We start from the raw sequence: 21,849 nt of genomic DNA, 5'->3' as shown, positions 1-21,849 counted from the left end.
AATCATTTAAAGTTCCGTGTTGAAACTGATCTTAAGTTAATCAGGACTTGTTTTCAATCTGCTGTTTAAATAAATTTTAATTGTACTTTGTATGGAAATCCAGTTGAAGCCTAATGAAAAAGCATGTGCCTTTATTTCTGATTGGTCTATTCTTTGCGTACTCCGCTTATCCCCAGGATAAGAAATTCACAATTAGTACTAATTTATTAAACCTGGCTGTTGCCGGTCCGTCTTTGGCGCTTAATTACAAACAGAATTCAAGGTTAAGTTTCCAGCTTTATGGCTCAGCCGGAGATTTCAGGTATCTTCCTTTTAATCAGACCTATAGTTTCAAAACAGGTATTCTTGACCTTAAATATACAGTATTTGAGTTTCTGTATGTAGGGACTTATTTAAGATATATAGAAAAACAAGTGAAAAGAGAAGGATATGTGGACAATACTGGGTTCGTTTCAATAAGCTCCAGAGATTTTCAAGGCAAAGGATTATCTTCCGGACTATTATTGGGTGTAACCATGGTGGAAAGCCGATTTTTCAATCTTGAAACCTTTGCCGGTGCTGGTTATGGGAGATTTATATCCCAAAAGGATATTTCCAATAATGAAAAGCAAAACGGTTTCGTGGATGGCAGAATAGGTTTATTAGCCGGATTTAAATTTTAATGCTGATATTACACTAATGAAGTACTTATCCTGTTTGTCAACGCCACAAAATCATCAACACTAAGTCTCTCAGCTCTCAAATCAAGCATCGGCTCATCAGTCATTTTTTCTTTATTAATCAATGATGATAAGGCATTTCTTAATGTTTTTCTTCGTTGATTAAATCCTGCTTTTACCACTTTCCAGAAAAGTTTTTCATCGCAATCCAGTGTTTCAACTTTATTTCTGGATAATCGGATAACCGCAGAAAGTACCTTTGGAGGAGGATTAAACACTCCGGCTTTTACAGTAAAAAGGTACTCAACTTTATAGTAAGCATTGATAAGTACAGTCAATATTCCATATGCTTTAGTTCCGGGCTTAGCAGAAAAACGTTCTGCCACCTCCTTTTGAAACATCCCCACCATTTCAGGGATAAGATCTCTGTTATCCAGTATTTTAAAAATGATTTGAGAGGAGATATTGTAAGGGAAATTGCCTATAATTCCAAGTTTACCCGGGAATACTTCTTTAAAATCTAATGCTAAAAAATCTCCGTTAATAAGCCTGGTGCCAAGTTGAGGGTACTTTCTTTTTAAAAACTCAACCGATTCTGAATCCAGGTCTATCAGAAAGGTTTCGTACTCTTTTTTTTGCAGTAAAAAATCAGAAAGTATCCCCATGCCGGGGCCAACTTCAAGAACCTGATTGTATTTTCCTTCCGGATTCAAACTCTCCACAATCTTAGCAGCAATGTTTTTGTCGGTTAGAAAATGCTGGCCTAAGTGTTTTTTTGCGCGTACAGAACTCATCAGGGGATAATTTGGCGCAAATTACGCAAACTTTAAATGCGATTACGGCAAACCGTTTCAAATTCTTTATTTTGCAGGAATTTCCGGCTGGTCCGGTAGATCGAAACCTCATGAGCGAAAAAATAAAAGTTGGAATTTCCATAGGTGATATTAATGGTATTGGTTTGGAAGTTATTTTAAAAACTCTTGCCGATGCGAATATTTTGGATTACTGCACTCCCATTGTTTATGGAAATACCAAGGTGGCTTCTTTTTATCGCAAGTCTTTAGGGTTAAACGACTTTAGTTTTAACGTGATTACTCATCCCGACCAGGCCAACGCCAAAAGGGCGAATATGATCAATTGCTGGGAGGAAGACGTGAGAATCGAGCCCGGTGTAATAAATGAAACGGGCGGAAAATATGCGTTCCTGTCATTGGATAGGGCTGTTGCCGATCTGATTGCAGGAAACATCCAGGCCCTGGTAACAGCTCCTATTAATAAACATAATATACAAAACGAAAATTTCAAGTTTCCTGGTCACACAGAATATATACAGGATAAGACGAACTCGGCAGATTCCCTGATGTTTCTGATTGGCGAAGATTTAAAAGTTGGCGTGGTTACCGGACATATTCCTGTTGGAGAAGTTGCCCAAAGTATTTCTAAAGATGCGATTATATCAAAGCTTCAGCTGATGCATAATAGTCTTAAATCAGACTTTTGGCTTCAGAAGCCACGGATTGCTGTTTTAGGACTAAATCCGCATGCAGGAGATAACGGACTAATAGGCAAAGAGGAAATTGAAATAATAAGTCCCGCAATTGAAGAAGCAAAAGACAAGGGGATTTTTGCTTTTGGTCCCTATTCGGCGGATGGCTTTTTTGCGAATGGTTCTCATCTGAAGTTTGATGCGGTGCTTGCCATGTATCATGATCAGGGATTAATTCCCTTTAAATCGATAGCTTTTCATAATGGAGTGAATTTTACTGCAGGCCTTCCGGTGGTTCGTACATCTCCTGATCATGGCACAGGTTATGATATTGCAGGACAAAATATGGCTTCAGAAAGCTCTTTCCGTGAAGCGCTGTTTATGGCAATAAATATTGTGAAACGAAGAAAGGAACTTCAGGAGCTTACTTCCAATCCTTTAAAAATTACAAAATTGTCTAAAGACAGGGATTAGAGAAGGCTTTTGGCACAAAATCCTCGGGTATTTTGTGCCTCGTTTTTCTGATAATTTCATTTAGTCTTCCCGTCTTTTCGGCACTTAAAAAATCCTTTGAAAAAATCCTTTCTGCGAATAATTAATTTACCTATCTTTGCAGGCTCAATTGCCGTGCTTTGAAATCGTTACAGGAATACAGAATACCATTTACGGGATTAAAAATCGGGAAGCATCAGTTCGATTTTGATATAGATGATCTCTTTTTTAACGAGTTTGAATACTCGTTAGTTAAAAATGGGAAACTAAAAGTTGATATGGAGTTGGATAAGCAGGAAACGATGCTTATACTTCAATTCAAAATTAAGGGGGAGATTTTTTCAAACTGCGATTTTTGTCTTTCGGATTTTCCGACGGTTGTGAATGTAGATGAAAGACAAATTGTTAAGTTCTCTGATGATGAGAATCTTGAAGACAATACAGATGAGATAATAGTGCTCGGTAAAAATGAGCATGAAATTAATGTGTCTCAACTTATATATGAGTATATTAATTTAGCAGTACCTTTGTTCAATCGTTGCGAAGATGTAGGTAATACAGAATTTTGCGATAAAGAGGTGATTGAAAAGCTAAAGGCCCTTTCGGCTGGTAAGGAAGAAAAAGAGAATACCGATGCTGATCCACGCTGGGAAGCATTAAAGAATATAAAAAACGATAATTAAAACAACAGGACGCGATGGCACATCCAAAACGGAAAATTTCCAAATCGAGAAGAGATAAGAGAAGAACTCACTACAAAGCTGAGGCGCCAACCTTGTTTACCTGCAAAACCACAGGCGCAATTCACTTGCCTCACCGAGCATATAATGTAGATGGTAATCTGTATTACAAAGGTAAATTACTAGTTGAAAGCACTTCTATAGGATAAGTTAAATTTTCAAGTATGAAACCATCATATGTTCAGTCCGGTAAATCGAATCTGAATATAGTGATAGTTCTGCCTGAACTGTCTGCCTTAAAAGCAGCCGGAAAGGCAAATTCATTTCCTAAAAAAGATAATTTCTTTTGATGAAAATTGGCTTAGACATAATGGGCGGAGATTTCGCCCCCAAAGCAACAGTTTTGGGTGCGATTGCAGCCTATGAAAAGTTAGAACCGAATCAGCATTTGGTTCTCATTGGTGATAAGGAGCAGGCTCTTCCTTTTTTTAAGGAACAGAGTTTCAATCCTGATAAACTGGAATTTATCCACACCACCCAGGTAATAGGCATGGGTGAACACCCTACAAAGGCTATTACCCAAAAGCCTGACTCCAGTATTTGTGTAGGTTTCCGTATGCTGAAAGAAGGAAAGATTGATTCTTTCGCTTCTGCCGGAAATACAGGCGCAATGCTTGTTGGCGCTATGTTTAGCGTTAAAACTATTCCCGGAGTAATTCGTCCAGCAATTTCTTCTATTGTTCCTAAGCTGAAAGATGGTTTCGGTATTATGCTTGATGTTGGCGCTAATGCCGATTGCAAACCTGATACACTTCTCCAGTTTGGAGTGCTTGGAAGTTTGTTCGCTGAAAATATTCTTGGTATAAAAGATCCTAAGATTGGCTTAATTAATATTGGTGAAGAAGAAGAAAAAGGTAATCTGTTAACCCAGGCTACATATTCTTTGATGAAAGATACAAACATGTTTAATTTCATTGGCAACGTTGAAGGAAGAGATTTATTCAATGAAAAGGCCGATGTTATTGTTTGTGACGGGTTTACCGGTAATGTAATGCTAAAGCTTGCCGAAACTTTTTATATCCTGACTCTTAAGAAAGGATTTAAAGACGATTTTTTTGCTAAATTTAATTATGAACAATACGGGGGAAGTCCTATACTTGGAGTAAATGCTCCGGTTATCATAGGTCATGGAATTTCACCGCCCGAAGCAATAAAAAACATGGTTCTTTTATCAAGAAACATGATTGAAACTAAACTAATTGAAAAAATAACCTCTGCCTTTAAGTAATTCAGACAGGATTATGCAAAAAATACACGCTGCGATTACAGCGGTTAATGGTTACGTACCTGATTATGTGTTAACCAACCACGAGTTGGAAACAATGGTGGACACTAATGATGAGTGGATCACTACCAGAACAGGGATAAAAGAAAGAAGAATCCTTAAAGGCGAAGGCCTTGCTACTTCAGATATGGCTGTTCCGGCTGTCAAGGGATTGCTTGAAAAACGAGGCATAGGCGCCGAAGAGATAGAACTCATCATTTTCTGTACTTCAACTCCCGACATGCCTTTCCCTGCTACTGCAAATATTCTTGCTGATAAAATCGGAGCTGTAAATGCATGGGGATATGATTTGCAGGCAGCTTGTTCTGGATTTCTTTTCGGTTTAACAACAGGAGCACAATTTATCGAATCGGGTAAACATAAAAAAGTATTGGTTGTAGGTGGCGATAAGATGTCATCTATAGTGAACTACGAAGACCGGACTACATGTATAATATTTGGTGACGGTTGTGGGGCGGTTTTGCTGGAACCGGATACTGAAGGATATGGCGTGCTTGACTCAATACTTAAGAGTGACGGCTCCGGAAAACATCTCCTGAATATCAAGGCCGGTGGATCTTTAAGACCCGCATCATACGACACGATAAATAATAAAGAGCACTTCGCATACCAGGAAGGTCAGGCAGTGTTTAAGTTTGCGGTTACAAATATGGCAAATGTTGCAGGCGAGATTATTGAAAGAAATAATCTGAAATCCGAAGATATTGCATGGCTTGTGCCACATCAGGCTAATAAACGTATAATCGATGCTACCGCCAACAGGGCAGGAGTCGGGCCTGAAAAGGTGATGATTAACATCGAACGGTACGGAAACACAACCAATGGCACAATAGTACTGTGTTTGTGGGAATGGGAGAAGAAACTAAAAAAAGGTGATAATTTAATTCTTGCAGCTTTTGGCGGTGGATTCACGTGGGGATCTGTGTACTTAAAATGGGCTTACAACAGCTAAAAATATAAAAGTTTAAGACTCTCTAATTTTGAGTTTTATTTCTGAATTTTGAAATTTATAATCAACCAAATCGGAAAAATGGATATTAAACAGGTTCAGGAACTTATCAGATTTGTTTCCAAATCAGGTGTAAACGAAGTTTCTATTGAAGAAAAAGACTTTAAAATCACCATAAAAACTAATCAGCCGCCAATATTTTCAGGTGCCCCTGTAGCAGCGGCTCCGGTTGCAGCTCCCGTAGCAGCGGCACCAGTTTCTGCGCCCGTGGTCACTGTACCAGCAGTTACAGCTGCAGCGGATGATACTTCTAAATACATTACAGTAAAATCTCCAATGATTGGAACTTTTTACCGCTCAGCTAGTCCCGATAAACCTTTCTTCGCTAATGTAGGTGATGAAATTAAAGTTGGACAGGTGATTTGTATTATTGAAGCAATGAAACTTTTCAATGAGATCGAATCAGAAGTATCTGGTCGTATAGTAAAAGTGCTGGTTGAAAATTCAAGCCCTGTAGAATACGATCAGCCGTTATTCCTGGTAGAACCAGCATAGATTTAAATTATGTGCAGATATGTGGATGTGCAGGTATGCAATCATCTTCGTATCTGCATATTTGTTTAATTGCACATCATAAAATCTCATGTTTAAAAAAATATTAATTGCAAATCGCGGAGAAATTGCACTACGTATTATTCGTACCTGCAAAGAAATGGGAATCAAAACTATCGCAGTTTATTCTACCGCCGATCGTGAAAGTTTGCATGTTCGTTTTGCTGATGAGGCTGTTTGTATTGGTCCGCCGGCGAGCAAAGATTCTTATCTCAATATCCCCAATATTATCGCTGCTGCCGAATTAACCAATGCTGATGCTATTCATCCCGGATATGGTTTTTTATCGGAAAATGCCAAATTCTCAGCTATTTGCAGAGATTATGGGATTAAGTTTATTGGTGCTACACCAGAGCAAATAAACGATATGGGAGATAAAGCTTCCGCGAAGGAAACCATGAAGATAGCTGGAGTTCCTACTATTCCGGGTTCCGAAGGCTTACTGACCGATGTTGCAGAAGGTATTAAAATTGCGAATGAAATTGGTTATCCTGTTATACTTAAAGCAACTGCCGGAGGTGGTGGCCGGGGTATGCGTGTGGTTTGGAAGGATGAAGAGTTTGAAGATTTATGGGATTCTGCTCGTCAGGAATCTGGCGCGGCTTTCGGGAATGACGGATTATATCTTGAAAAATTTGTTGAAGACCCCAGACATATCGAAATTCAAATAATCGGAGATCAGTACGGAACGGTAAGTCATTTATCAGAACGCGATTGTTCTATCCAGCGCCGGCACCAAAAGCTGGTAGAAGAGTCACCATCCCCATTCATGACAGATGACTTGCGCGAAAGAATGGGTGAAGCCGCTGTGAAAGGAGCGAAGGCTGTAAATTACGAAGGTGCCGGAACTATCGAATTTTTGGTCGATAAACACCGGAATTTTTATTTCATGGAAATGAACACCCGTATTCAGGTTGAACATCCTGTTACTGAAGAGGTGGTTAATTATGATTTAATTAAGGAGCAGATTAAAGTTGCTTCAGGCGTTCCTATATCAGGGAAAAACTATTTCCCCCAGATGCATGCGATTGAGTGCCGGATCAATGCTGAAGATCCTTATCAGGGGTTCAGACCTGCTGCCGGAAAAATTACAAATTTCCATTCCCCTGGAGGACACGGTGTGCGGGTTGATACCCATGTATATGCAGGTTATCATGTGCCTCCTCATTATGACTCTATGATTGCAAAGCTGATTTGTACCGGTCAAACCCGTGACGAGGCTATTTCAACTATGGAACGGGCATTAAGTGAATTTGTAATTGAAGGAATAAAAACAACAATTCCTTTCCATATAAAACTGATGAAAGATCCGAATTTCAGAGCTGGAAATTTCACCACAAAGTTTATGGAAAGCTTTGTATTTGTCGAGGATAAGGCATAAAATAAATCCATATAGATACCATTCTCGTATAAAGAGAATGGTATTTTGTTTTTTAAACGATGACTGAGCAACCACGTAAAGATCTTGTAGAGACAATTAAAGACAGAGGAAAGTCTCTTGAATCCGAAATGTCTTTTTTTGATCATATAGAGGTTTTAAGATGGCACCTTATTCGCTCTGCCATCGCCATCGTTTTATTTACTGTATTTGCATTTGTATATTATGATTTCATTTTTGACGTCATAATAATGGGGCCTAAGAAGACTGATTTCTGGACTTACAGAATGATGTGCATTTTAAGTGAACGGTTCAATTTAGGCCCTGATTTCTGTATTAAAGATATTCCGTTCAGCATTATTAATACCGAAATGGCAGGTCAGTTTACCTTACAGTTAAACTCATCTCTGCTAATTGGCCTGATACTTGGCTTTCCTTATCTTCTTTTTGAAGTGTGGCGTTTTGTTAAACCCGGCCTAACAGAAAAAGAAAGCAGTTCTGCAACGGGGTTCGTGTTTTATGCCACCCTGCTGTTTACTGCAGGGCTGTTATTCGGATATTACATTATTGCGCCACTATCCATCAACTTTTTAGCGAATTATAACGTTAGTGAAATAATAAAAAACACAATAACTATTGATTCTTACCTATCCACCGTTGCAACACTAAGTATTGGGGCCGGAATCACTTTCGAGCTCCCTATAGTAATATTTATATTATCGAAGCTGGGCATAATGACACCAGCATTTATGCGTTCTTCAAGAAGATATGCTACCGTTCTTATATTAATTATTGCAGCAGTTGTAACTCCTACCCCCGACATATTAACAATGTTAACGGTTAGCTTTCCCCTGTTTCTGTTATATGAGCTGAGTATAATTGTTTCGGCCCGGGTAGAGAGAAACCGTAAAAAGAAAGAATTGGAATTCTATTCCGCTAAATAATCTATACATTCAATTTTCATTATTCATGGAAACAAACTTATCTATAGCCATTGGTTCAGATCACGCAGGATTTGAATACAAAGAATTATTAAGAGACTTTTTAACCAGGTCTGAAATTAAAGATTTTGGAGCCTATAGCTCAGATTCTGCGGATTACCCTGATTTTGCTCATCCGGTGGCTGATGCTGTCGAGTCTGGAGAATTTGAATTCGGAATTCTTGTTTGCGGAAGCGCCAATGGGGTAGCTATTACTGCGAATAAACATCAGGGAATACGGGCTGCCATTTGCTGGACCGAAGAAATTGCTGAACTGGCCCGAAAACACAATAATGCCAATGTATTATGTATTCCTGCACGCTTTGTATCTGAAGATCTGGCTAAAGCTATAACAAAGAAATTTTTAACTACTGAGTTTGAAGGTGGCAGACATGCTAACCGGGTAGATAAGATTTCATGCTAAAATATTATGACGCATAAAATACTAGGGTTATTGCTGACGGGAATACTGTCTTTTAATGCTTTTGCGCAAAATTCTTCCGCGATTAAGTATGCAGGTTTATTAACACCTGAAGAGGCCCGAAAGCATTTAAGCATCCTTGCTTCCGATAAATTTGAAGGAAGGGAGACAGGAACACGCGGAGCTGAACTTGCCGCGAACTATATAGCCGGTCAATTTAAGAAACTGGGTTTGAAAGCCCCGGTAAAAGGATCCTATTTTCAGCAGGTCGGTCTCATTGAATCCTCATTTATTGTCGATAAATTTCAGGTTAACAATTATCAGCTTCAAAGTTTAAAGCATTTCTATTTAAGGGGTAGTGCAAACGATAAGAAAATCAAAGCCGTAGAAATCATATTTGCAGGCTATGGAATAAGTACCGAAGCCTACGATGATCTCAAAGGAATTGATATAACAGGAAAGGTTGTATTGATTATTGGTAAAGGAGAACCGCAAAAAAATGGTGTTTCTGTTATTTCAAACACCAGTGAACCTTCAGACTGGGCAAAAATGACGGATAAGCGTATCCAAAACCTTAAATCTAAGCACCCGGCTTTAATTCTTGCAGTAAATCCTGATCTTACCAGGTATTTGTCACAACTAAACGGTCATATAGCAGATGCTGTTATTTCTATAAAGAAACCGGTACAGGTTAAGGTTCCGGTTGTGCCCGATGTAATTCAGATCACTCCTGAAACTGCTAATATTTTTCTTCAGAAAACAGGTAAAACCATAGATCAGCTAGGTGCTGAGATTAATCTTGCCGGGCTTCCCGCAAGCAGGGTGTGCAAATCTGATTTTGAAGCATCTTACGGTGAAAAAGTAAAAGATGTTAAAGCCGTGAATGTATTGGGATATCTTGAAGGTTCAGATCTGAAAAATGAACTCCTGGTAGTTTCTGCTCATTATGATCATGTAGGTATGAACCCAACCGGCCCCGACAAAGTATTTAACGGTGCTGATGATGATGGTTCTGGTACAACAGCTGTGCTTGAACTTGCCAGAGCTTTTTCCAGGTCTAAAAAAGAGGGTAAAGGTCCGCGTCGAAGTATTTTATTTTTAGCCGTAGTTGGTGAAGAAAAAGGTCTGTTGGGATCCGAATGGTATTCACAGCATCCTGTTTTTCCTTTAACGAGTACGGTCACCAATTTAAATATAGATATGATAGGGCGTGTTGACCCGGCTCATAAGGATAGTGCAGACTACTGTTATCTGATCGGATCCGATAAACTAAGTACGCAATTGCATCAGATTTCTGAGAATGCAAATGCAACCTATACTAAACTTAAGATCGATTATAAGTATAATGACCCGAATGATCCCGAACGGATTTATTACCGCTCAGATCATTATAATTTTGCTAAGCACGGTATCCCGATTGTTTTTTATTTTAACGGAGTGCACGAGGATTATCACAAAGAAAGTGATGAGATAAGCAAAATTAACTTCCCTTTATTGACTAAAAGAGCACAGTTAGTGTTTTATACTGCCTGGGATATAGTGCACCGGGATAAAAGACCAGTAGTAGATATTACCAACGATATGCCACAGAGCAGGTAGGGAATAAAAGTGAAAGGTGAAAGGTGAAAGGTTGAAAAAAACAGCAGTAAACAATAAATCTAGTATCAAGTATCAGAACTGCATCCAGTCTTGATACCTGATACTAAATACTTGATACCTAAATCTATCCTTATAGAATAATTCTAATTGAGAGACCTACGCCTCTTTCATAAAAGCCAGAGTAGGGAGTTAAAACAAAAGCAGGCTTCCAATCTAAAGAAAGATTTAATGGCGAATTAGGTATTACATAATCCAATCCCAACACGCCATCAAGGCTTAAATAAATATCATTATCTCTGTCATCATCATTCTTATAATTGATGCTTCCTAAAGAGCCACCACCACCATAATACCACTGTAATCCGGGTGCACCATTTATCGGGTTGTGAACCTCATACAAGCCGGTTAAATTAAAATGAGAATCATTTTTTCGGTTTCTCACATTTAAAATAAAATCCAGCGCACGGCCCTGACGGATAAATGTTTTATAAGTAATACCATAGGCATCGCCTAAGCGCACACCTAATGCATTTTTGTACTGAGCATTTACTGTTGAGGCTGAAGTGAACATCAGGCCCAAAATCATGCATGGTAATAAAAATCTTTTCATAACACTAATTACAATATCAGTTAAAAATAGTTCTGTAAAATCACGTTTTTTACGTGATGGTTTGTTTTTGCATAGACTGCATGCCTAAACAGAAGGTTGCAAATATAAAGAGCTTTTGATGAAAAATTTTGTTAATTTCTTAACGCTTTTAATTATTGGTTATAATGTATCGAATGACGAGGCTTGGTCGTTATGTTAAAAATAGTTAATCGCTAGTTTTTGAATTATAAAAAGATAAATTTGTGCCGGTTATGAAAAATCTAAGAAAAACGTTATTGTTTTTGCTGTTTGTATCTGTAGCTTTTACCGCTTGTAAAAAAAGCGATCCTTATGATCCTGCAAAGCAATTACAGAAAGAGGAAGAACTGATTAAAAATTATTTAGCTGCCAATAATATAACTGCCCAGAGACATTCCACCGGCGTATATTATGTGATTACAGAGCCGGGAACGGGGTCAGTAACCTACACTACTGCGACTAACGTTACTGTGACCTATTCATTAAGCTTACTTGGAGGTCAGGTTATTCCACAGCCAACAGCTCCTGTAGAATTAACCTTGGGTGGTGTTATTGCGGGATGGCAGATCGGGGTTCCTTTAATACAAAAGGGCGGTAAAATCAGGTTGTTTGTACCATCAGTGTATGCTTATGGTCAGCAATCTCAAGGCAGTATCCCAGCTAACTCAATTCTGGATTTTGATATTGACTTACTAGATGTTAATTAATTATAGAATGAAATTAAATTTATATAAATCGTTTTGCCTGTTGTTTATTGCGCTTTTCCTGTTTTCAGCTTGTGAAAAAGAATATGAAACTATCCAGGAGCTGGATGCAAAAGATATAGAATCCTATATAAGCCGGAATAACTTAAGTTTTGAAAAGGGCACTAATGGTATATATTACAAAGTTTTAAAAGCGGGTACGGGTAGCGATCTTGCTTATTCTGATAAAATTCCGTTGATATACACTGTTCGTTCACTTGACGGAACTTATATTAATGCAGATACTATTGCCAATCATTACGGTGGTTCAGGACAATTTTTCGGATACTTTACTCCTGAAGCTCTGCGGACAACGATTAAGGAAGTGTTAAAAAAACGCCGGGGGGAGATTCGGGTTCTCGTTCCCTCCAATCTGGCTTATGGGAGAAATGGCAGTGGTGCTATTCCTGGAAATGCCTCACTTGATTATACAGTTAAATTGCTTGATGAACAATCTATACCAGCCTATGATGACGCAAGTATAAATAGTTATATGCAGTCTAACAACCTATCAGGTTTTACTAAAACTTCAGCTGGTTTATATTATAAAATAACTGCATTAGGTACAGGAAGCCCTATACATGTTGATTCTATATTAACTATTCAATACACCGGTAAATTTTTAAACGGAAGTATATTTCAACAAACAGGCACCGATAATGCGGTTCTTACCCTATCAGAAACTATTGATGCCTGGAAACAAGCTTTGCCTTTAATTAAAGGTGGGGGAACGATGAGGGTATTAGCTCCATCGGCTCTGGGATATGGAACGGCCGGAAGACAAGACCAATTCGGAAGTTTTTCCATTCCTCCTTTTTCATGTCTCGACTTTGATATAAAGGTTATTGATGTAGCGCAGCCATAGGCTAAGCTGAAGGATGTTTATGCAGGATGTCTGACCAATTTATAAGCCTTTAATGCTCTTTCTCTTGCAAATTTATGCTCAACAATGGGCTTAGGATATAGAAATGGATCTTCAAATTCGGGGATCCATTTTTTTATATAATTAAGTTGCGGGTCGAATTTTTTTGTTTGTAAATCAGGACTAAATACTCTGAAATATGGTGCCGCATCGTTCCCGGTACCGGCAGCCCATTGCCAGCCTCCAACATTACTTGCCATGTCATAGTCGAGCAACTTGCGTGCAAAGTATGCTTCGCCCCAGCGCCAGTCAATTAAAAGATGCTTACACAGAAAACTGGCAACAATCATTCTAACGCGGTTATGCATCCATCCGGTAGCATTTAGCTGGCGCATGCCGGCATCAACAATAGGGTAACCGGTTTTTCCTTCGCACCATGCTGCAAATTCCTGTTCGTCGTTTCGCCAGTTAATCGTGTCGAACTCTTTTTTAAAAGCATGGGTTTCCGTTTCCGGGAAATGCCATAATATCATACTGTAAAAATCTCTCCAGATTAATTCATTCAACCACACAGAGGAGAGTTGACTGCCATCGGCAGCTACCTCCCTTATGCTGATTGTGCCAAAGCGGAGATGTATGCCAATCCGGGAAGTTCCATCAATAGCAGGATAATCACGCAGGTCGGCGTAACTGCCCAACTTTGGCAGATATGTCGCTGACGGGATATCAATCAGACTTCTTTTAAATCCGATTTCCGACAATTCAGGAATTTTTAAACCGGGCAGGTTTAAAAAGTTATGAAAATATTTTAAGGTAGGGTAGGGTTTAAAATGAAAACCGGCTTGCAGGCTTTGAACCCATTTTCGTTTATAAGCGGTAAAAACGGTGTATGGACTGCTGTCATCTTTCACTATTTCTGATTTTTCAAAGATGACATGGTCTTTAAACCGATTAAATTTTATTTCATGTTTTTCTAAAATAGAGGCCACATCCGAATCCCTTTTTCGGGCATAAGGTTCATAATCGTTATTTGTAAAGACTTCCTGAACGTTAAACTGTTTTAAAAGCTCTTTGAAGGCATCGGACGGTGAACTGTATTTTACCAGCACCGAAGAATGATATGTTTTTAAGGTGCAATTAAGTTCGCTAAGTGCCTGGTGGATGAATGTAACCCTTGCATCGTTCTTATCCTCGAGTTTATCCAGGATATTTCTGTCGAATATAAATAGAGGTAGAACTGGAACGCCGGATCGCAGTGCATAATACAGACCTGCGTTATCTTGCAGTCTTAAATCTCTTCTGAACCAGAAGATATTGACAACTGGCTTTTTATCCATATATATCCGTTAGTGCATATTCGAGTTCGGGAAATGTAAATTTATACCCGGATTCAACAATTTTTTCCGCAGATGTTCGCGTGCTGTTCAGGACCAGTCGGCTCATTTCTCCCAAAACGATTCTCAGGACAAATTCGGGCACGTTTGGCAACCATAAACGCTTGTTTAAATGTTTCGCAATTGCTTTTGTTAAATCTTTATTCGTTACAGGAAAAGGAGCCGACATGTTATATACACCCTCTATTTCCTCCCTTTCCAGCACGTGCAAATATATATTCACAACGTCTTCAATATGTATCCAGGGAATCCATTGTTTTCCGCTGCCAAGGGCGGCCCCAAAACCAAGTTTAATTTGTTTTGCAATTTTAGGTAAAGCTCCTCCCTGGTCTGATAAAACAAACCCGGTTCTTAACTTTATAAGTCTTAAGCCTAAATTCTCAATCTTGTCAGCTGCTCGTTCCCATGCCAGGCAGGTGTTAGAAAGGAAATCAGTTCCAGGTTCGCTTTCTTCTGTTAAAATCTCATCGTTCCTGTCACCATAATGGCCAACTGCAGATGGTGAAATAAATGTCTTAACTGTATGATTTGGGTGCTCTTTAAGAACGTCGTGTAATAATTTAACTGATCCTGTCCGACTTTTAATTATCTGCTGCTTTCGTTTATGAGTCCAGGCTTTATCTGCTATACCCTCGCCTGCCAGGTTTATAATAGCGTCAACATTCTCAATGCATTTCACATCTATTTTCATTTGGGAAATGTTCCATTTGAAAATTTTAACCCCATCGATTGATTTTGAAAGATTCCGACTCAGCTGATGAACAGTAAAACCTTTTTCGAGCATGCGTTGGGTCAGTGGTTTTCCAATCAGTCCGCTTGCTCCGGTTATTAAAACTGTTTTGCTCATAGTCTTCTAAACTCTAATATGTATTTTTGGTTTTAATATGCTTTATTCAAAACACGTTTTTATTTGTACGAATCAGCGCCCTGCAGGTTCGAGAGTTAGTTGCGGCGAGTCACATGGGATGGATCTGGTTGCGGAGTTTAAAAAACTGATTAAGGAAAAAGGTCTGAACACGGAGATCAGGGCACAAAAAACGGGCTGTATGGAGGCCTGCGAAGCAGGACCATCTGTCGTTATTTATCCCGAAGGGATATTTTATAGCAGAGTTCAATTGAGTGATGTTGAAGAAATTGTAACTGAACACCTTCAAAATAATAAACCTGTTGAGAGGCTTATCATGAATTTCAATGAATTACCCTGGTATAAAAAAAAACAGGATCAAACAAAAGCTTAGCTGCTTATGTAAGTTTGAAGCTGTTCAATTGTAGAACGTTGTACCTCAATAATTGACTTAACTGCATCGCCGATAGAAAGCATTCCAAGCACCTGGGTGTTTTGAACAACCGGCAAATGTCTGATGTGTTTTTCGGTCATGATCTTCATGCAGTAATCAATTGAATCTGCAGGATCAACAGTAATCAATTCTGCTGTCATGATTTCACTAACCGGAGTATCTTTCGATGACTTCCCTTTAAGAACGATCTTTCTGGCGTAATCTCTTTCAGTGAAAATGCCGCATAGTTCATTTTTTTCCATCACAACCAATGCACTTATGTTTTTATTCATCATCACTTCAAGTGCTTCAAATACGGTGGTTTGCGGACTTACGGAAAATACTTGAGACGGTTTGCCTGAAAGAACGTGGTTGACTGTTATCATAATTGTTGTTTCTTTAAAGTTAACGATAATTTTCCTCTGTTACATTTAATAGATTAAAAGTAAAGCATAGATATTAAGGGATCTTAATTTCTTCATTTTTTATTGTCTTCATGATGTCAATATTATTTCCAATTTTGTGACAATAGAATGGATTAACACATTTTTAACTATTTTGCATCAAATAGGTTTGTGGATATATGAATGGAAAAACCATAGTTGTTTGGTTTAGAAATGATTTAAGGGTTCATGATAATGAGATTTTACTGGAAGCAGTGAAACGTGCCGATTATATTATTCCGGTTTACTGCTTTGATCCCAGGTACTTTAGTGAAACTAAATACGGGACAAAAAAAACGGGCTCATTCAGAGCAAAGTTTTTATTGGAAAGTGTTAATAGTTTGAGACAATCGCTGCAAAGCCTTGGCGGCGATTTAATGATTAAATTGGGGCGGCCGGAAGAGATATTGCCTGAGATTTGCTTAAAGTATTCCGCGTCAGAAGTTTACCACCATCGGGAAGTAGCTGCCGAAGAAACCGAAATTTCAGCAAATGTGGAGTCGGCTTTATGGAAACAGCAAATTAATCTGAAGCATTTCATCGGTCACACTCTCTATCATAAAGAAGATTTACCTTTTCCGATAAAGGATATTCCTGATGCCTTCGTGACTTTTAAAAAGAAAATTGAACGGGATAGTAGCGTCAGACCCGGTTTTGCAAGTCCGGAAAAGATACAGATTCCCGCTGATATGGAACGTGGTGAACTTCCTTCGCTGCCTGATCTGGGGATCTCTGCTCCTCAATTCGATGAGCGCGCACAATGCCGTTTTATTGGAGGGGAGCACGAAGGCCTTGCTCATCTCTCTGATTTCTTGTTAAATTACAAGGTGCCTGTAAAGGCGCACAAAAATGTTACAACCCAAACTTCATTACTCTCGCCATGGCTGTCCTTAGGATGCTTGTCTCCGCGTGAGGTATACTGGCAGGTGAAAAAATATGAACGTGAACATCCTTCCCGGGATATTGCTGCTCATATTGTTTTAGAACTTCAGTGGCGGGACTATTTCAGGTTTATGCTTAAGAAACATGGCAGCAAAACCACTTTTAGTTCTCATGAACCTAAGGCGGCAGAATCTTCAGTATTTAAAAAGTGGAAATCCGGAAAAACAGGTCACGCAATTGTGGATGCCTGTATGTCAGAATTAAACTCAACGGGATATATAAATAACCGTTGCAGGCAATATGTGGCATTGAACCTGGTAATTGAATTGGGGGTGAACTGGAGAGCCGGGGCAGCTTACTTTGAAGATAAATTAATTGATTATTCACCTGCCAGTAATTGGGGAAACTGGACATACATAGCGGGCGAAGGTGTTATGTCGGTAAACCGGCCAATAACTATTAAGGCCGACCCACTCATAGAAGAGCAATATATTAAGAAGTGGCTGGATATGGTAAATGAGACCCGATAAACTTTTTTTTGTAATAAAGTTCGATATAAATCATTTTTTAAGGAAATACTTAAAAAATATAGGCCTAAACTCTTATTTTTGCGGCTACTTTTTAGAAAAATTATAACATTCCATGGATAATTTGTCGTATCTCAGTAACGCACATTCATCTTATATAGATTCCTTATATCAATCGTATAAAGAAGATCCGGATTCAGTTGAATTTGGTTGGCAGAAGTTTTTTGAGGGCTTTGACTTTGGTCGGGGTTCTGAAGTAAATGTAGCGGGTGCTGACACTCCTGAGCATTTTCTTAAAGAAATTAATGTTCTTAACATGATACATGGCTATCGCGATAGAGGCCATTTATTTACAAAAACAAATCCTGTACGTGAGCGCCGTAAATACTTTCCGGGGAAAGAATTAGAGACTTTTGGGCTAAGCGAAGCCGATCTTGATACCGTTTTTAATGCAGGGGTTGAAGTAGGCCTGGGGGCGGCAACTCTGCGTGATATACGTAAACTGCTGGAAGACACTTACTGCCAGTCGATAGGTGCAGAATTTACTTACATGCGTAATCCTGAAAAAGTTAATTGGTTTCAGGATAGGATGGAGAGAGAACGTAACACTCCGAATTTTTCTGTCGATACTAAAAAACGCATCTTAAGAAAACTTAATGAAGCCGTAGTATTCGAAAACTTTTTGGGTACGAAATTCCTGGGACAGAAACGATTTTCATTAGAGGGTGCCGAAAGTGTTATTCCGGCATTGGATTCGGTTATTGAAAAAGGTGCCGAGCTTGGCATTGAAGAGTTTGTGATCGGAATGGCCCACCGTGGTCGTTTAAATGTGCTTGCTAATATCATGCACAAAACTTACCGCGATATTTTTTCTGAATTTGAGGGTAAGGGATACGATGAAACCAAACCTTTTGGTGGTGATGTGAAATATCACCTGGGTTTCTCAACTGATGTTGATACGCAGGCTGGTAAAAAAGTCCACTTGAGCCTTTGTCCAAATCCTTCTCATCTTGAAGCTGTAGGCCCCGTAGTTGAGGGTATCACAAGATCTAAAATTGACTTCAAGTACAGTGGAGACAATAAGAAAATTGCCCCGATTTTAATCCATGGTGACGCTTCTGTAGCGGGTCAGGGTATTGTTTATGAAGTTTTACAAATGTCGAAACTTGACGGCTATAAAACTGGCGGAACAATTCACCTCGTTATCAATAATCAGGTTGGTTTTACCACCAACTATAAAGATGCACGCTCATCAACCTATGCAACCGATATTGCTAAAGTAGTATTGTCTCCTGTATTTCATGTTAATGGTGATGATGTAGAAGCTTTGGTTTATGCGGTTAACATGGCAATGGAATATCGTCAGCAATTCCATAACGATGTATTTATAGATATTCTGTGCTACCGGAGATTTGGCCATAATGAAGCTGATGAACCCAAGTTCACTCAGCCACTATTATATAAAGCAATCGAGCAGCATCCAAATCCAAGGGAAATTTATAATAAAAAATTGATGGAGCATGGTAGCGTGGATGCAAACCTTGCTGCCGAAATGGAAAAAGAGTTTCGCGCATTATTGCAGGCGAGATTAAATGAATCGAAGGAAAGTAATCTTTACGAACCGAATCAAATGTACTCCGGTGCATGGACCGGTTTAAAGATGGCAACGATAGAAGATATATTTGCACCTTCTAAAACTGCTGTGTCCAAAGAGGTTTTCCTTGATATTGCCAGACAGATCACCAAGCTGCCTTCCGATAAAAAGTTCTTCAAAAAAATTGAAAAACTTTTTGAAGATCGTAAGAAAATGGTCGAGAATGAGACCTTTGACTGGGCCATGGGCGAGCTGATGGCTTACGGAACTTTGCTTAGTGAAGGTTTGCGTGTGCGTGTCAGCGGCCAGGATGTAGAGCGCGGAACTTTCTCTCACCGACATGCCGTAGTTAAATTTGAAGATTCTGAAGAGGAATATATCCCGCTAACTCAGGTTAAACATGGTAGCGATCAGGCAAAATTTGATATTTATAACTCACACCTTTCCGAATACGGTGTATTAGGGTTTGAATACGGATATGCCTTAGCTAATCCTCAGTCATTAACCATCTGGGAAGCACAATTCGGAGATTTCTTTAATGGTGCCCAGATTATTGTTGATCAGTTTGTAGTAAGTGCCGAAACGAAATGGCAACGCTCTAATGGCTTGATTATGCTTCTTCCTCATGGTTATGAAGGACAGGGTCCCGAACATTCTTCGGCGAGAATAGAGCGTTTTATGGAAGCTTGTGCTGATTTCAATATTCAGGTTACCAACGTTACAACACCTGCCAACTACTTCCATTTATTACGCAGGCAGTTAAAGCGTGATTTCCGTAAACCTCTTGTTGTATTCACTCCGAAGAGTTTGTTACGTCATCCGCAATGTGTAAGTAAAATTGATGAATTTACCAATGGTCATTTCCAGGAAGTAATTGATGATGCATTCGTAAAAGCAAATGACGTAAAACGTGTATTGTTCTGTACAGGCAAAATCTATTACGATTTACTTGAGAAACAACAAACGGACAAACGGACAGATGTTGCGATCGTCAGATTGGAGCAAATATATCCCACTCCATATGCTCAGTTAGAAAAGATTAAAGATAAATACGGTAAAGCAAAGGAATATGTATGGGTTCAGGAAGAGCCTGAGAACATGGGAGCATGGCCTTATCTTTGCCGTAAATTAAGAAATTCTGATATCCATCTTGAAGTTATTTCCAGAAAAGAGAGCAGCAGTACTGCTACAGGATACGCTAAGCAGCATATTTCTCAGCAGTTATATATTATTGGAAAAGCTTTTGAAGATAAAGCAGGTAAAGAAGTTAAGAAAACTGTGGTTGATACAACCAACAAAGCCGTTAAAGTAGATTAATCGATTAAATAGAATATTATGAGTTTAGAGATCAAAGTTCCGCCGGTAGGCGAATCGATTTCAGAAGTAACCTTATCCCGCTGGATAAAACAGGATGGAGATGTTGTTGAAATGGATGAAGTTATTGCTGAACTTGAATCTGATAAAGCAACTTTTGAGCTTACAGCTGAAAAGGGCGGAGTTTTAAGAACGATAGCAAAGGAAGGTGATACACTGGAAATAGGTGCAGTAGTATGTTCTGTTGAAGAAGGAGGCGCATCATCTGCTCCTGCTTCAGCGCCGGCTGCTGCTGATGAATCAGCAGCGCCTGTTTCAGGTACTGGTGAAACTATTCAAATCAAAGTTCCGCCTGTGGGCGAATCTATTACAGAAGTAACTTTATCTAGCTGGTTAAAGGCCGATGGTGATTTTGTAGAAATGGATGAGCAGATAGCAGAGCTTGAATCCGATAAGGCAACTTTTGAACTTACCGCAGAAAAAGCAGGTGTTTTAAGAAGAGTTGCTAAAGAAGGAGATGTTCTTGAGATAGGTTCGGTGGTATGTAATATTGAAGTTGGTGCAAGTGCTGGTTCATCGCCAAAAGCTTCGGCTCCGGCGGCAGATCAAAAACCTGCTGTAATGGCTGATAAGGCTTCATCATATGCTGCAGGAACTCCATCTCCGTCCGCTGCTAAAATTTTAGCTGAAAAAGGCGTTGATGCAAAATCTGTAAACGGTACTGGTGTTGCCGGAAGGATTACCAAGGAAGACGCGCAAAAAGCGGAAATTAAAAAGGCTGAAAGCCCGAAAGCTGCTCCCGCTGCAACTCCGTCTGCCCCTGCGGTTGCCGGTGCAAGAAATGAGCGCCGCGAAAAGATGTCCGGATTACGCAAAACAATTGCGAAAAGATTAGTTACGGTAAAAAATGAAACGGCAATGTTAACTACTTTCAATGAAGTAGATATGCAACCGATCATGGACATCCGTACCAAATACAAAGATAAATTTAAAGAAAAGCATGGTGTTGGATTGGGCTTTATGTCGTTCTTTACTAAGGCAGTCTGTGAGGCTCTAAAAGAATTCCCTACAGTAAATGCACGGATAGAAAACGAAGAAATCGTTTACAGTGATTTTGTAGATGTTTCAATTGCGGTATCGGCTCCGAAAGGATTAGTTGTTCCGATTATTCGTAATGCAGATGCACTGTCGCTTGATGGTATTGAGAAAGCTGTATTGGCACTTGCCCTTAAAGCCCGCGAAAATAAACTGTCTATTGAAGAGATGACAGGCGGTACTTTTACGATCACTAACGGTGGAGTATTTGGTTCTATGATGTCGACTCCAATCATTAATGCGCCTCAATCTGCTATTTTAGGCATGCACAATATTATTGAGCGCCCGGTCGCTATCGGCGGACAAGTAGTGATTCGTCCGATGATGTATGTTGCCTTGTCATACGATCACAGGATTATTGATGGTCGTGAATCAGTAGGATTCCTGGTAAGAGTAAAACAATTACTGGAAGATCCAACAAGGTTGTTATTGGGAGTCTAATCTCCCCGGATAAAACATAAAAAGCCTGGCATATGCCAGGCTTTTTTT

23 protein-coding genes are annotated in these 21,849 nt (G+C 39.3%); 18 read left to right on the top strand and 5 right to left on the bottom strand.

Going from position 1 to position 21,849, the window contains the following annotated elements; all coding sequences use genetic code 11:
- The first annotated feature begins 113 nt into the window (after nt 1-113).
- Nucleotides 114-662, top strand: coding sequence for a DUF3575 domain-containing protein (locus WG906_RS09380; RefSeq protein ID WP_339992327.1), 549 nt, complete (start codon nt 114-116; stop codon nt 660-662).
- Nucleotides 663-670: 8 nt separating this feature from the next.
- Here the strand turns inward: WG906_RS09380 and rsmA are convergent, their stop codons facing one another.
- Nucleotides 671-1,453, bottom strand: a complete 783-nt coding sequence (gene rsmA / locus WG906_RS09375) for a 16S rRNA (adenine(1518)-N(6)/adenine(1519)-N(6))-dimethyltransferase RsmA (protein ID WP_339992326.1) — start codon at nt 1,451-1,453, stop codon at nt 671-673.
- A 110-nt stretch (nt 1,454-1,563) separates the two neighbouring features.
- Here rsmA and pdxA point away from each other — a divergent pair, with 110 nt between their 5' ends.
- The 11 genes from pdxA to WG906_RS09320 all read left to right on the top strand — a co-directional run bounded on the left by pdxA (nt 1,564) and on the right by WG906_RS09320 (nt 10,601).
- Entirely contained in the window at nt 1,564-2,619 is a 1,056-nt protein-coding gene (gene pdxA / locus WG906_RS09370; RefSeq protein ID WP_339992918.1) for a 4-hydroxythreonine-4-phosphate dehydrogenase PdxA, read from the top strand.
- Between the two features lie 158 nt (nt 2,620-2,777).
- Complete coding sequence (locus WG906_RS09365; protein ID WP_339992325.1) at nt 2,778-3,320, top strand: YceD family protein; 543 nt, start codon at nt 2,778-2,780, stop codon at nt 3,318-3,320.
- 14 nt (nt 3,321-3,334) lie between these two features.
- A complete protein-coding gene (gene rpmF / locus WG906_RS09360; RefSeq protein ID WP_339992324.1) occupies nt 3,335-3,526 on the top strand; it encodes a 50S ribosomal protein L32 in 192 nt (63 codons plus the stop codon).
- 15 nt (nt 3,527-3,541) lie between these two features.
- Nucleotides 3,542-3,667, top strand: coding sequence for a hypothetical protein (locus WG906_RS09355; protein ID WP_339992323.1), 126 nt, complete (start codon nt 3,542-3,544; stop codon nt 3,665-3,667).
- A complete protein-coding gene (plsX, locus tag WG906_RS09350) occupies nt 3,667-4,605 on the top strand; it encodes a phosphate acyltransferase PlsX (protein ID WP_339992322.1) in 939 nt (312 codons plus the stop codon). The genes WG906_RS09355 and plsX overlap by 1 nt, the downstream gene beginning before the upstream one ends.
- Nucleotides 4,606-4,618: 13 nt before the next feature.
- A complete protein-coding gene (locus WG906_RS09345; RefSeq protein WP_339992321.1) occupies nt 4,619-5,614 on the top strand; it encodes a beta-ketoacyl-ACP synthase III in 996 nt (331 codons plus the stop codon).
- A 78-nt stretch (nt 5,615-5,692) separates the two neighbouring features.
- A complete protein-coding gene (accB, locus tag WG906_RS09340; RefSeq protein ID WP_339992320.1) occupies nt 5,693-6,166 on the top strand; it encodes an acetyl-CoA carboxylase biotin carboxyl carrier protein in 474 nt (157 codons plus the stop codon).
- An 88-nt stretch (nt 6,167-6,254) separates the two neighbouring features.
- On the top strand, nt 6,255-7,604 hold the full coding sequence (gene accC, locus WG906_RS09335; RefSeq protein WP_339992319.1) for an acetyl-CoA carboxylase biotin carboxylase subunit: 1,350 nt from the start codon (nt 6,255-6,257) through the stop codon (nt 7,602-7,604).
- A gap of 59 nt (nt 7,605-7,663) precedes the next feature.
- Nucleotides 7,664-8,545 (top strand): twin-arginine translocase subunit TatC, encoded by an 882-nt coding sequence (tatC, locus tag WG906_RS09330; RefSeq protein ID WP_339992318.1) that lies wholly within the window; start codon nt 7,664-7,666, stop codon nt 8,543-8,545.
- Nucleotides 8,546-8,570: 25 nt separating this feature from the next.
- On the top strand, nt 8,571-9,005 hold the full coding sequence (gene rpiB / locus WG906_RS09325; RefSeq protein WP_339992317.1) for a ribose 5-phosphate isomerase B: 435 nt from the start codon (nt 8,571-8,573) through the stop codon (nt 9,003-9,005).
- A 6-nt stretch (nt 9,006-9,011) separates the two neighbouring features.
- A complete protein-coding gene (locus WG906_RS09320; protein ID WP_339992316.1) occupies nt 9,012-10,601 on the top strand; it encodes a M28 family peptidase in 1,590 nt (529 codons plus the stop codon).
- A gap of 130 nt (nt 10,602-10,731) precedes the next feature.
- Here WG906_RS09320 and WG906_RS09315 read toward each other — a convergent pair whose 3' ends face one another.
- A complete protein-coding gene (locus tag WG906_RS09315) occupies nt 10,732-11,211 on the bottom strand; it encodes a hypothetical protein (protein ID WP_339992315.1) in 480 nt (159 codons plus the stop codon).
- Nucleotides 11,212-11,462: 251 nt separating this feature from the next.
- Between WG906_RS09315 and WG906_RS09310 the strand changes: the two genes are divergently transcribed.
- The gene (locus tag WG906_RS09310) at nt 11,463-11,936 is read left to right on the top strand and encodes an FKBP-type peptidyl-prolyl cis-trans isomerase (RefSeq protein WP_339992314.1); all 474 of its coding nucleotides are present in this window, start codon (nt 11,463-11,465) and stop codon (nt 11,934-11,936) included.
- Nucleotides 11,937-11,943: 7 nt separating this feature from the next.
- The gene (locus tag WG906_RS09305; protein ID WP_339992313.1) at nt 11,944-12,837 is read left to right on the top strand and encodes an FKBP-type peptidyl-prolyl cis-trans isomerase; all 894 of its coding nucleotides are present in this window, start codon (nt 11,944-11,946) and stop codon (nt 12,835-12,837) included.
- A gap of 17 nt (nt 12,838-12,854) precedes the next feature.
- Here the strand turns inward: WG906_RS09305 and WG906_RS09300 are convergent, their stop codons facing one another.
- Together WG906_RS09300 and WG906_RS09295 are read right to left on the bottom strand one after the other, a co-directional pair.
- Nucleotides 12,855-14,171, bottom strand: coding sequence for a cryptochrome/photolyase family protein (locus tag WG906_RS09300; RefSeq protein WP_339992312.1), 1,317 nt, complete (start codon nt 14,169-14,171; stop codon nt 12,855-12,857).
- On the bottom strand, nt 14,164-15,075 hold the full coding sequence (locus WG906_RS09295) for a TIGR01777 family oxidoreductase (RefSeq protein ID WP_339992311.1): 912 nt from the start codon (nt 15,073-15,075) through the stop codon (nt 14,164-14,166). Before WG906_RS09295 ends, WG906_RS09300 begins: the two co-directional genes overlap by 8 nt.
- A 37-nt stretch (nt 15,076-15,112) precedes the next feature.
- On the opposite strand from WG906_RS09295, the gene WG906_RS09290 reads away from it, so the two are divergent.
- Nucleotides 15,113-15,466: a (2Fe-2S) ferredoxin domain-containing protein gene (locus tag WG906_RS09290; RefSeq protein ID WP_339992310.1), complete on the top strand. Its 354-nt coding sequence runs from the start codon at nt 15,113-15,115 to the stop codon at nt 15,464-15,466.
- Here the strand turns inward: WG906_RS09290 and WG906_RS09285 are convergent.
- Nucleotides 15,463-15,891: a CBS domain-containing protein gene (locus WG906_RS09285; protein WP_339992309.1), complete on the bottom strand. Its 429-nt coding sequence runs from the start codon at nt 15,889-15,891 to the stop codon at nt 15,463-15,465. The genes WG906_RS09290 and WG906_RS09285 overlap by 4 nt on opposite strands.
- 197 nt (nt 15,892-16,088) lie before the next feature.
- Here WG906_RS09285 and WG906_RS09280 point away from each other — a divergent pair, with 197 nt between their 5' ends.
- The 3 genes from WG906_RS09280 (at nt 16,089) to odhB (ending at nt 21,801) form a co-directional block, all read left to right on the top strand.
- Nucleotides 16,089-17,360, top strand: a complete 1,272-nt coding sequence (locus WG906_RS09280; protein ID WP_339992308.1) for a DASH family cryptochrome — start codon at nt 16,089-16,091, stop codon at nt 17,358-17,360.
- 112 nt (nt 17,361-17,472) lie between these two features.
- Nucleotides 17,473-20,268 carry a 2-oxoglutarate dehydrogenase E1 component gene (locus tag WG906_RS09275; RefSeq protein ID WP_339992307.1) on the top strand — a complete coding sequence of 932 codons (2,796 nt, stop codon included), beginning with the start codon at nt 17,473-17,475 and terminating at the stop codon, nt 20,266-20,268.
- 18 nt (nt 20,269-20,286) lie between these two features.
- The gene (gene odhB / locus WG906_RS09270; protein ID WP_339992306.1) at nt 20,287-21,801 is read left to right on the top strand and encodes a 2-oxoglutarate dehydrogenase complex dihydrolipoyllysine-residue succinyltransferase; all 1,515 of its coding nucleotides are present in this window, start codon (nt 20,287-20,289) and stop codon (nt 21,799-21,801) included.
- Nucleotides 21,802-21,849 lie beyond the last annotated feature (48 nt).

It is taken from the genome of Pedobacter superstes (assembly GCF_037622515.1).
In the GTDB taxonomy this organism is placed as follows: domain Bacteria; phylum Bacteroidota; class Bacteroidia; order Sphingobacteriales; family Sphingobacteriaceae; genus Paradesertivirga; species Paradesertivirga superstes.
Note: the sequence above shows the minus strand (reverse complement) of the source record. Positions and strands in the feature narration are given on the sequence as shown.

Excerpts from the sequence above, each read along its gene's own strand:
- WG906_RS09300 (WP_339992312.1), bottom strand. The coding sequence starts at position 14,171 with ATGGATAAAAAGCCAGTTGTCAATATCTTCTGGTTCAGAAGAGATTTA.
- rpiB (WP_339992317.1), top strand. The coding sequence starts at position 8,571 with ATGGAAACAAACTTATCTATAGCCATTGGTTCAGATCACGCAGGATTT.
- WG906_RS09285 (WP_339992309.1), bottom strand. The coding sequence starts at position 15,891 with ATGATAACAGTCAACCACGTTCTTTCAGGCAAACCGTCTCAAGTATTT.
- tatC (WP_339992318.1), top strand. The coding sequence starts at position 7,664 with ATGACTGAGCAACCACGTAAAGATCTTGTAGAGACAATTAAAGACAGA.
- odhB (WP_339992306.1), top strand. The coding sequence starts at position 20,287 with ATGAGTTTAGAGATCAAAGTTCCGCCGGTAGGCGAATCGATTTCAGAA.
- WG906_RS09320 (WP_339992316.1), top strand. The coding sequence starts at position 9,012 with ATGACGCATAAAATACTAGGGTTATTGCTGACGGGAATACTGTCTTTT.
- plsX (WP_339992322.1), top strand. The coding sequence starts at position 3,667 with ATGAAAATTGGCTTAGACATAATGGGCGGAGATTTCGCCCCCAAAGCA.
- WG906_RS09275 (WP_339992307.1), top strand. The coding sequence starts at position 17,473 with ATGGATAATTTGTCGTATCTCAGTAACGCACATTCATCTTATATAGAT.
- WG906_RS09380 (WP_339992327.1), top strand. The coding sequence starts at position 114 with ATGAAAAAGCATGTGCCTTTATTTCTGATTGGTCTATTCTTTGCGTAC.
- accB (WP_339992320.1), top strand. The coding sequence starts at position 5,693 with ATGGATATTAAACAGGTTCAGGAACTTATCAGATTTGTTTCCAAATCA.
- accC (WP_339992319.1), top strand. The coding sequence starts at position 6,255 with ATGTTTAAAAAAATATTAATTGCAAATCGCGGAGAAATTGCACTACGT.
- WG906_RS09355 (WP_339992323.1), top strand. The coding sequence starts at position 3,542 with ATGAAACCATCATATGTTCAGTCCGGTAAATCGAATCTGAATATAGTG.
- WG906_RS09290 (WP_339992310.1), top strand. The coding sequence starts at position 15,113 with ATGCTTTATTCAAAACACGTTTTTATTTGTACGAATCAGCGCCCTGCA.
- rpmF (WP_339992324.1), top strand. The coding sequence starts at position 3,335 with ATGGCACATCCAAAACGGAAAATTTCCAAATCGAGAAGAGATAAGAGA.
- rsmA (WP_339992326.1), bottom strand. The coding sequence starts at position 1,453 with ATGAGTTCTGTACGCGCAAAAAAACACTTAGGCCAGCATTTTCTAACC.
- WG906_RS09305 (WP_339992313.1), top strand. The coding sequence starts at position 11,944 with ATGAAATTAAATTTATATAAATCGTTTTGCCTGTTGTTTATTGCGCTT.
- WG906_RS09280 (WP_339992308.1), top strand. The coding sequence starts at position 16,089 with ATGAATGGAAAAACCATAGTTGTTTGGTTTAGAAATGATTTAAGGGTT.
- pdxA (WP_339992918.1), top strand. The coding sequence starts at position 1,564 with ATGAGCGAAAAAATAAAAGTTGGAATTTCCATAGGTGATATTAATGGT.
- WG906_RS09295 (WP_339992311.1), bottom strand. The coding sequence starts at position 15,075 with ATGAGCAAAACAGTTTTAATAACCGGAGCAAGCGGACTGATTGGAAAA.
- WG906_RS09310 (WP_339992314.1), top strand. The coding sequence starts at position 11,463 with ATGAAAAATCTAAGAAAAACGTTATTGTTTTTGCTGTTTGTATCTGTA.
- WG906_RS09345 (WP_339992321.1), top strand. The coding sequence starts at position 4,619 with ATGCAAAAAATACACGCTGCGATTACAGCGGTTAATGGTTACGTACCT.
- WG906_RS09315 (WP_339992315.1), bottom strand. The coding sequence starts at position 11,211 with ATGAAAAGATTTTTATTACCATGCATGATTTTGGGCCTGATGTTCACT.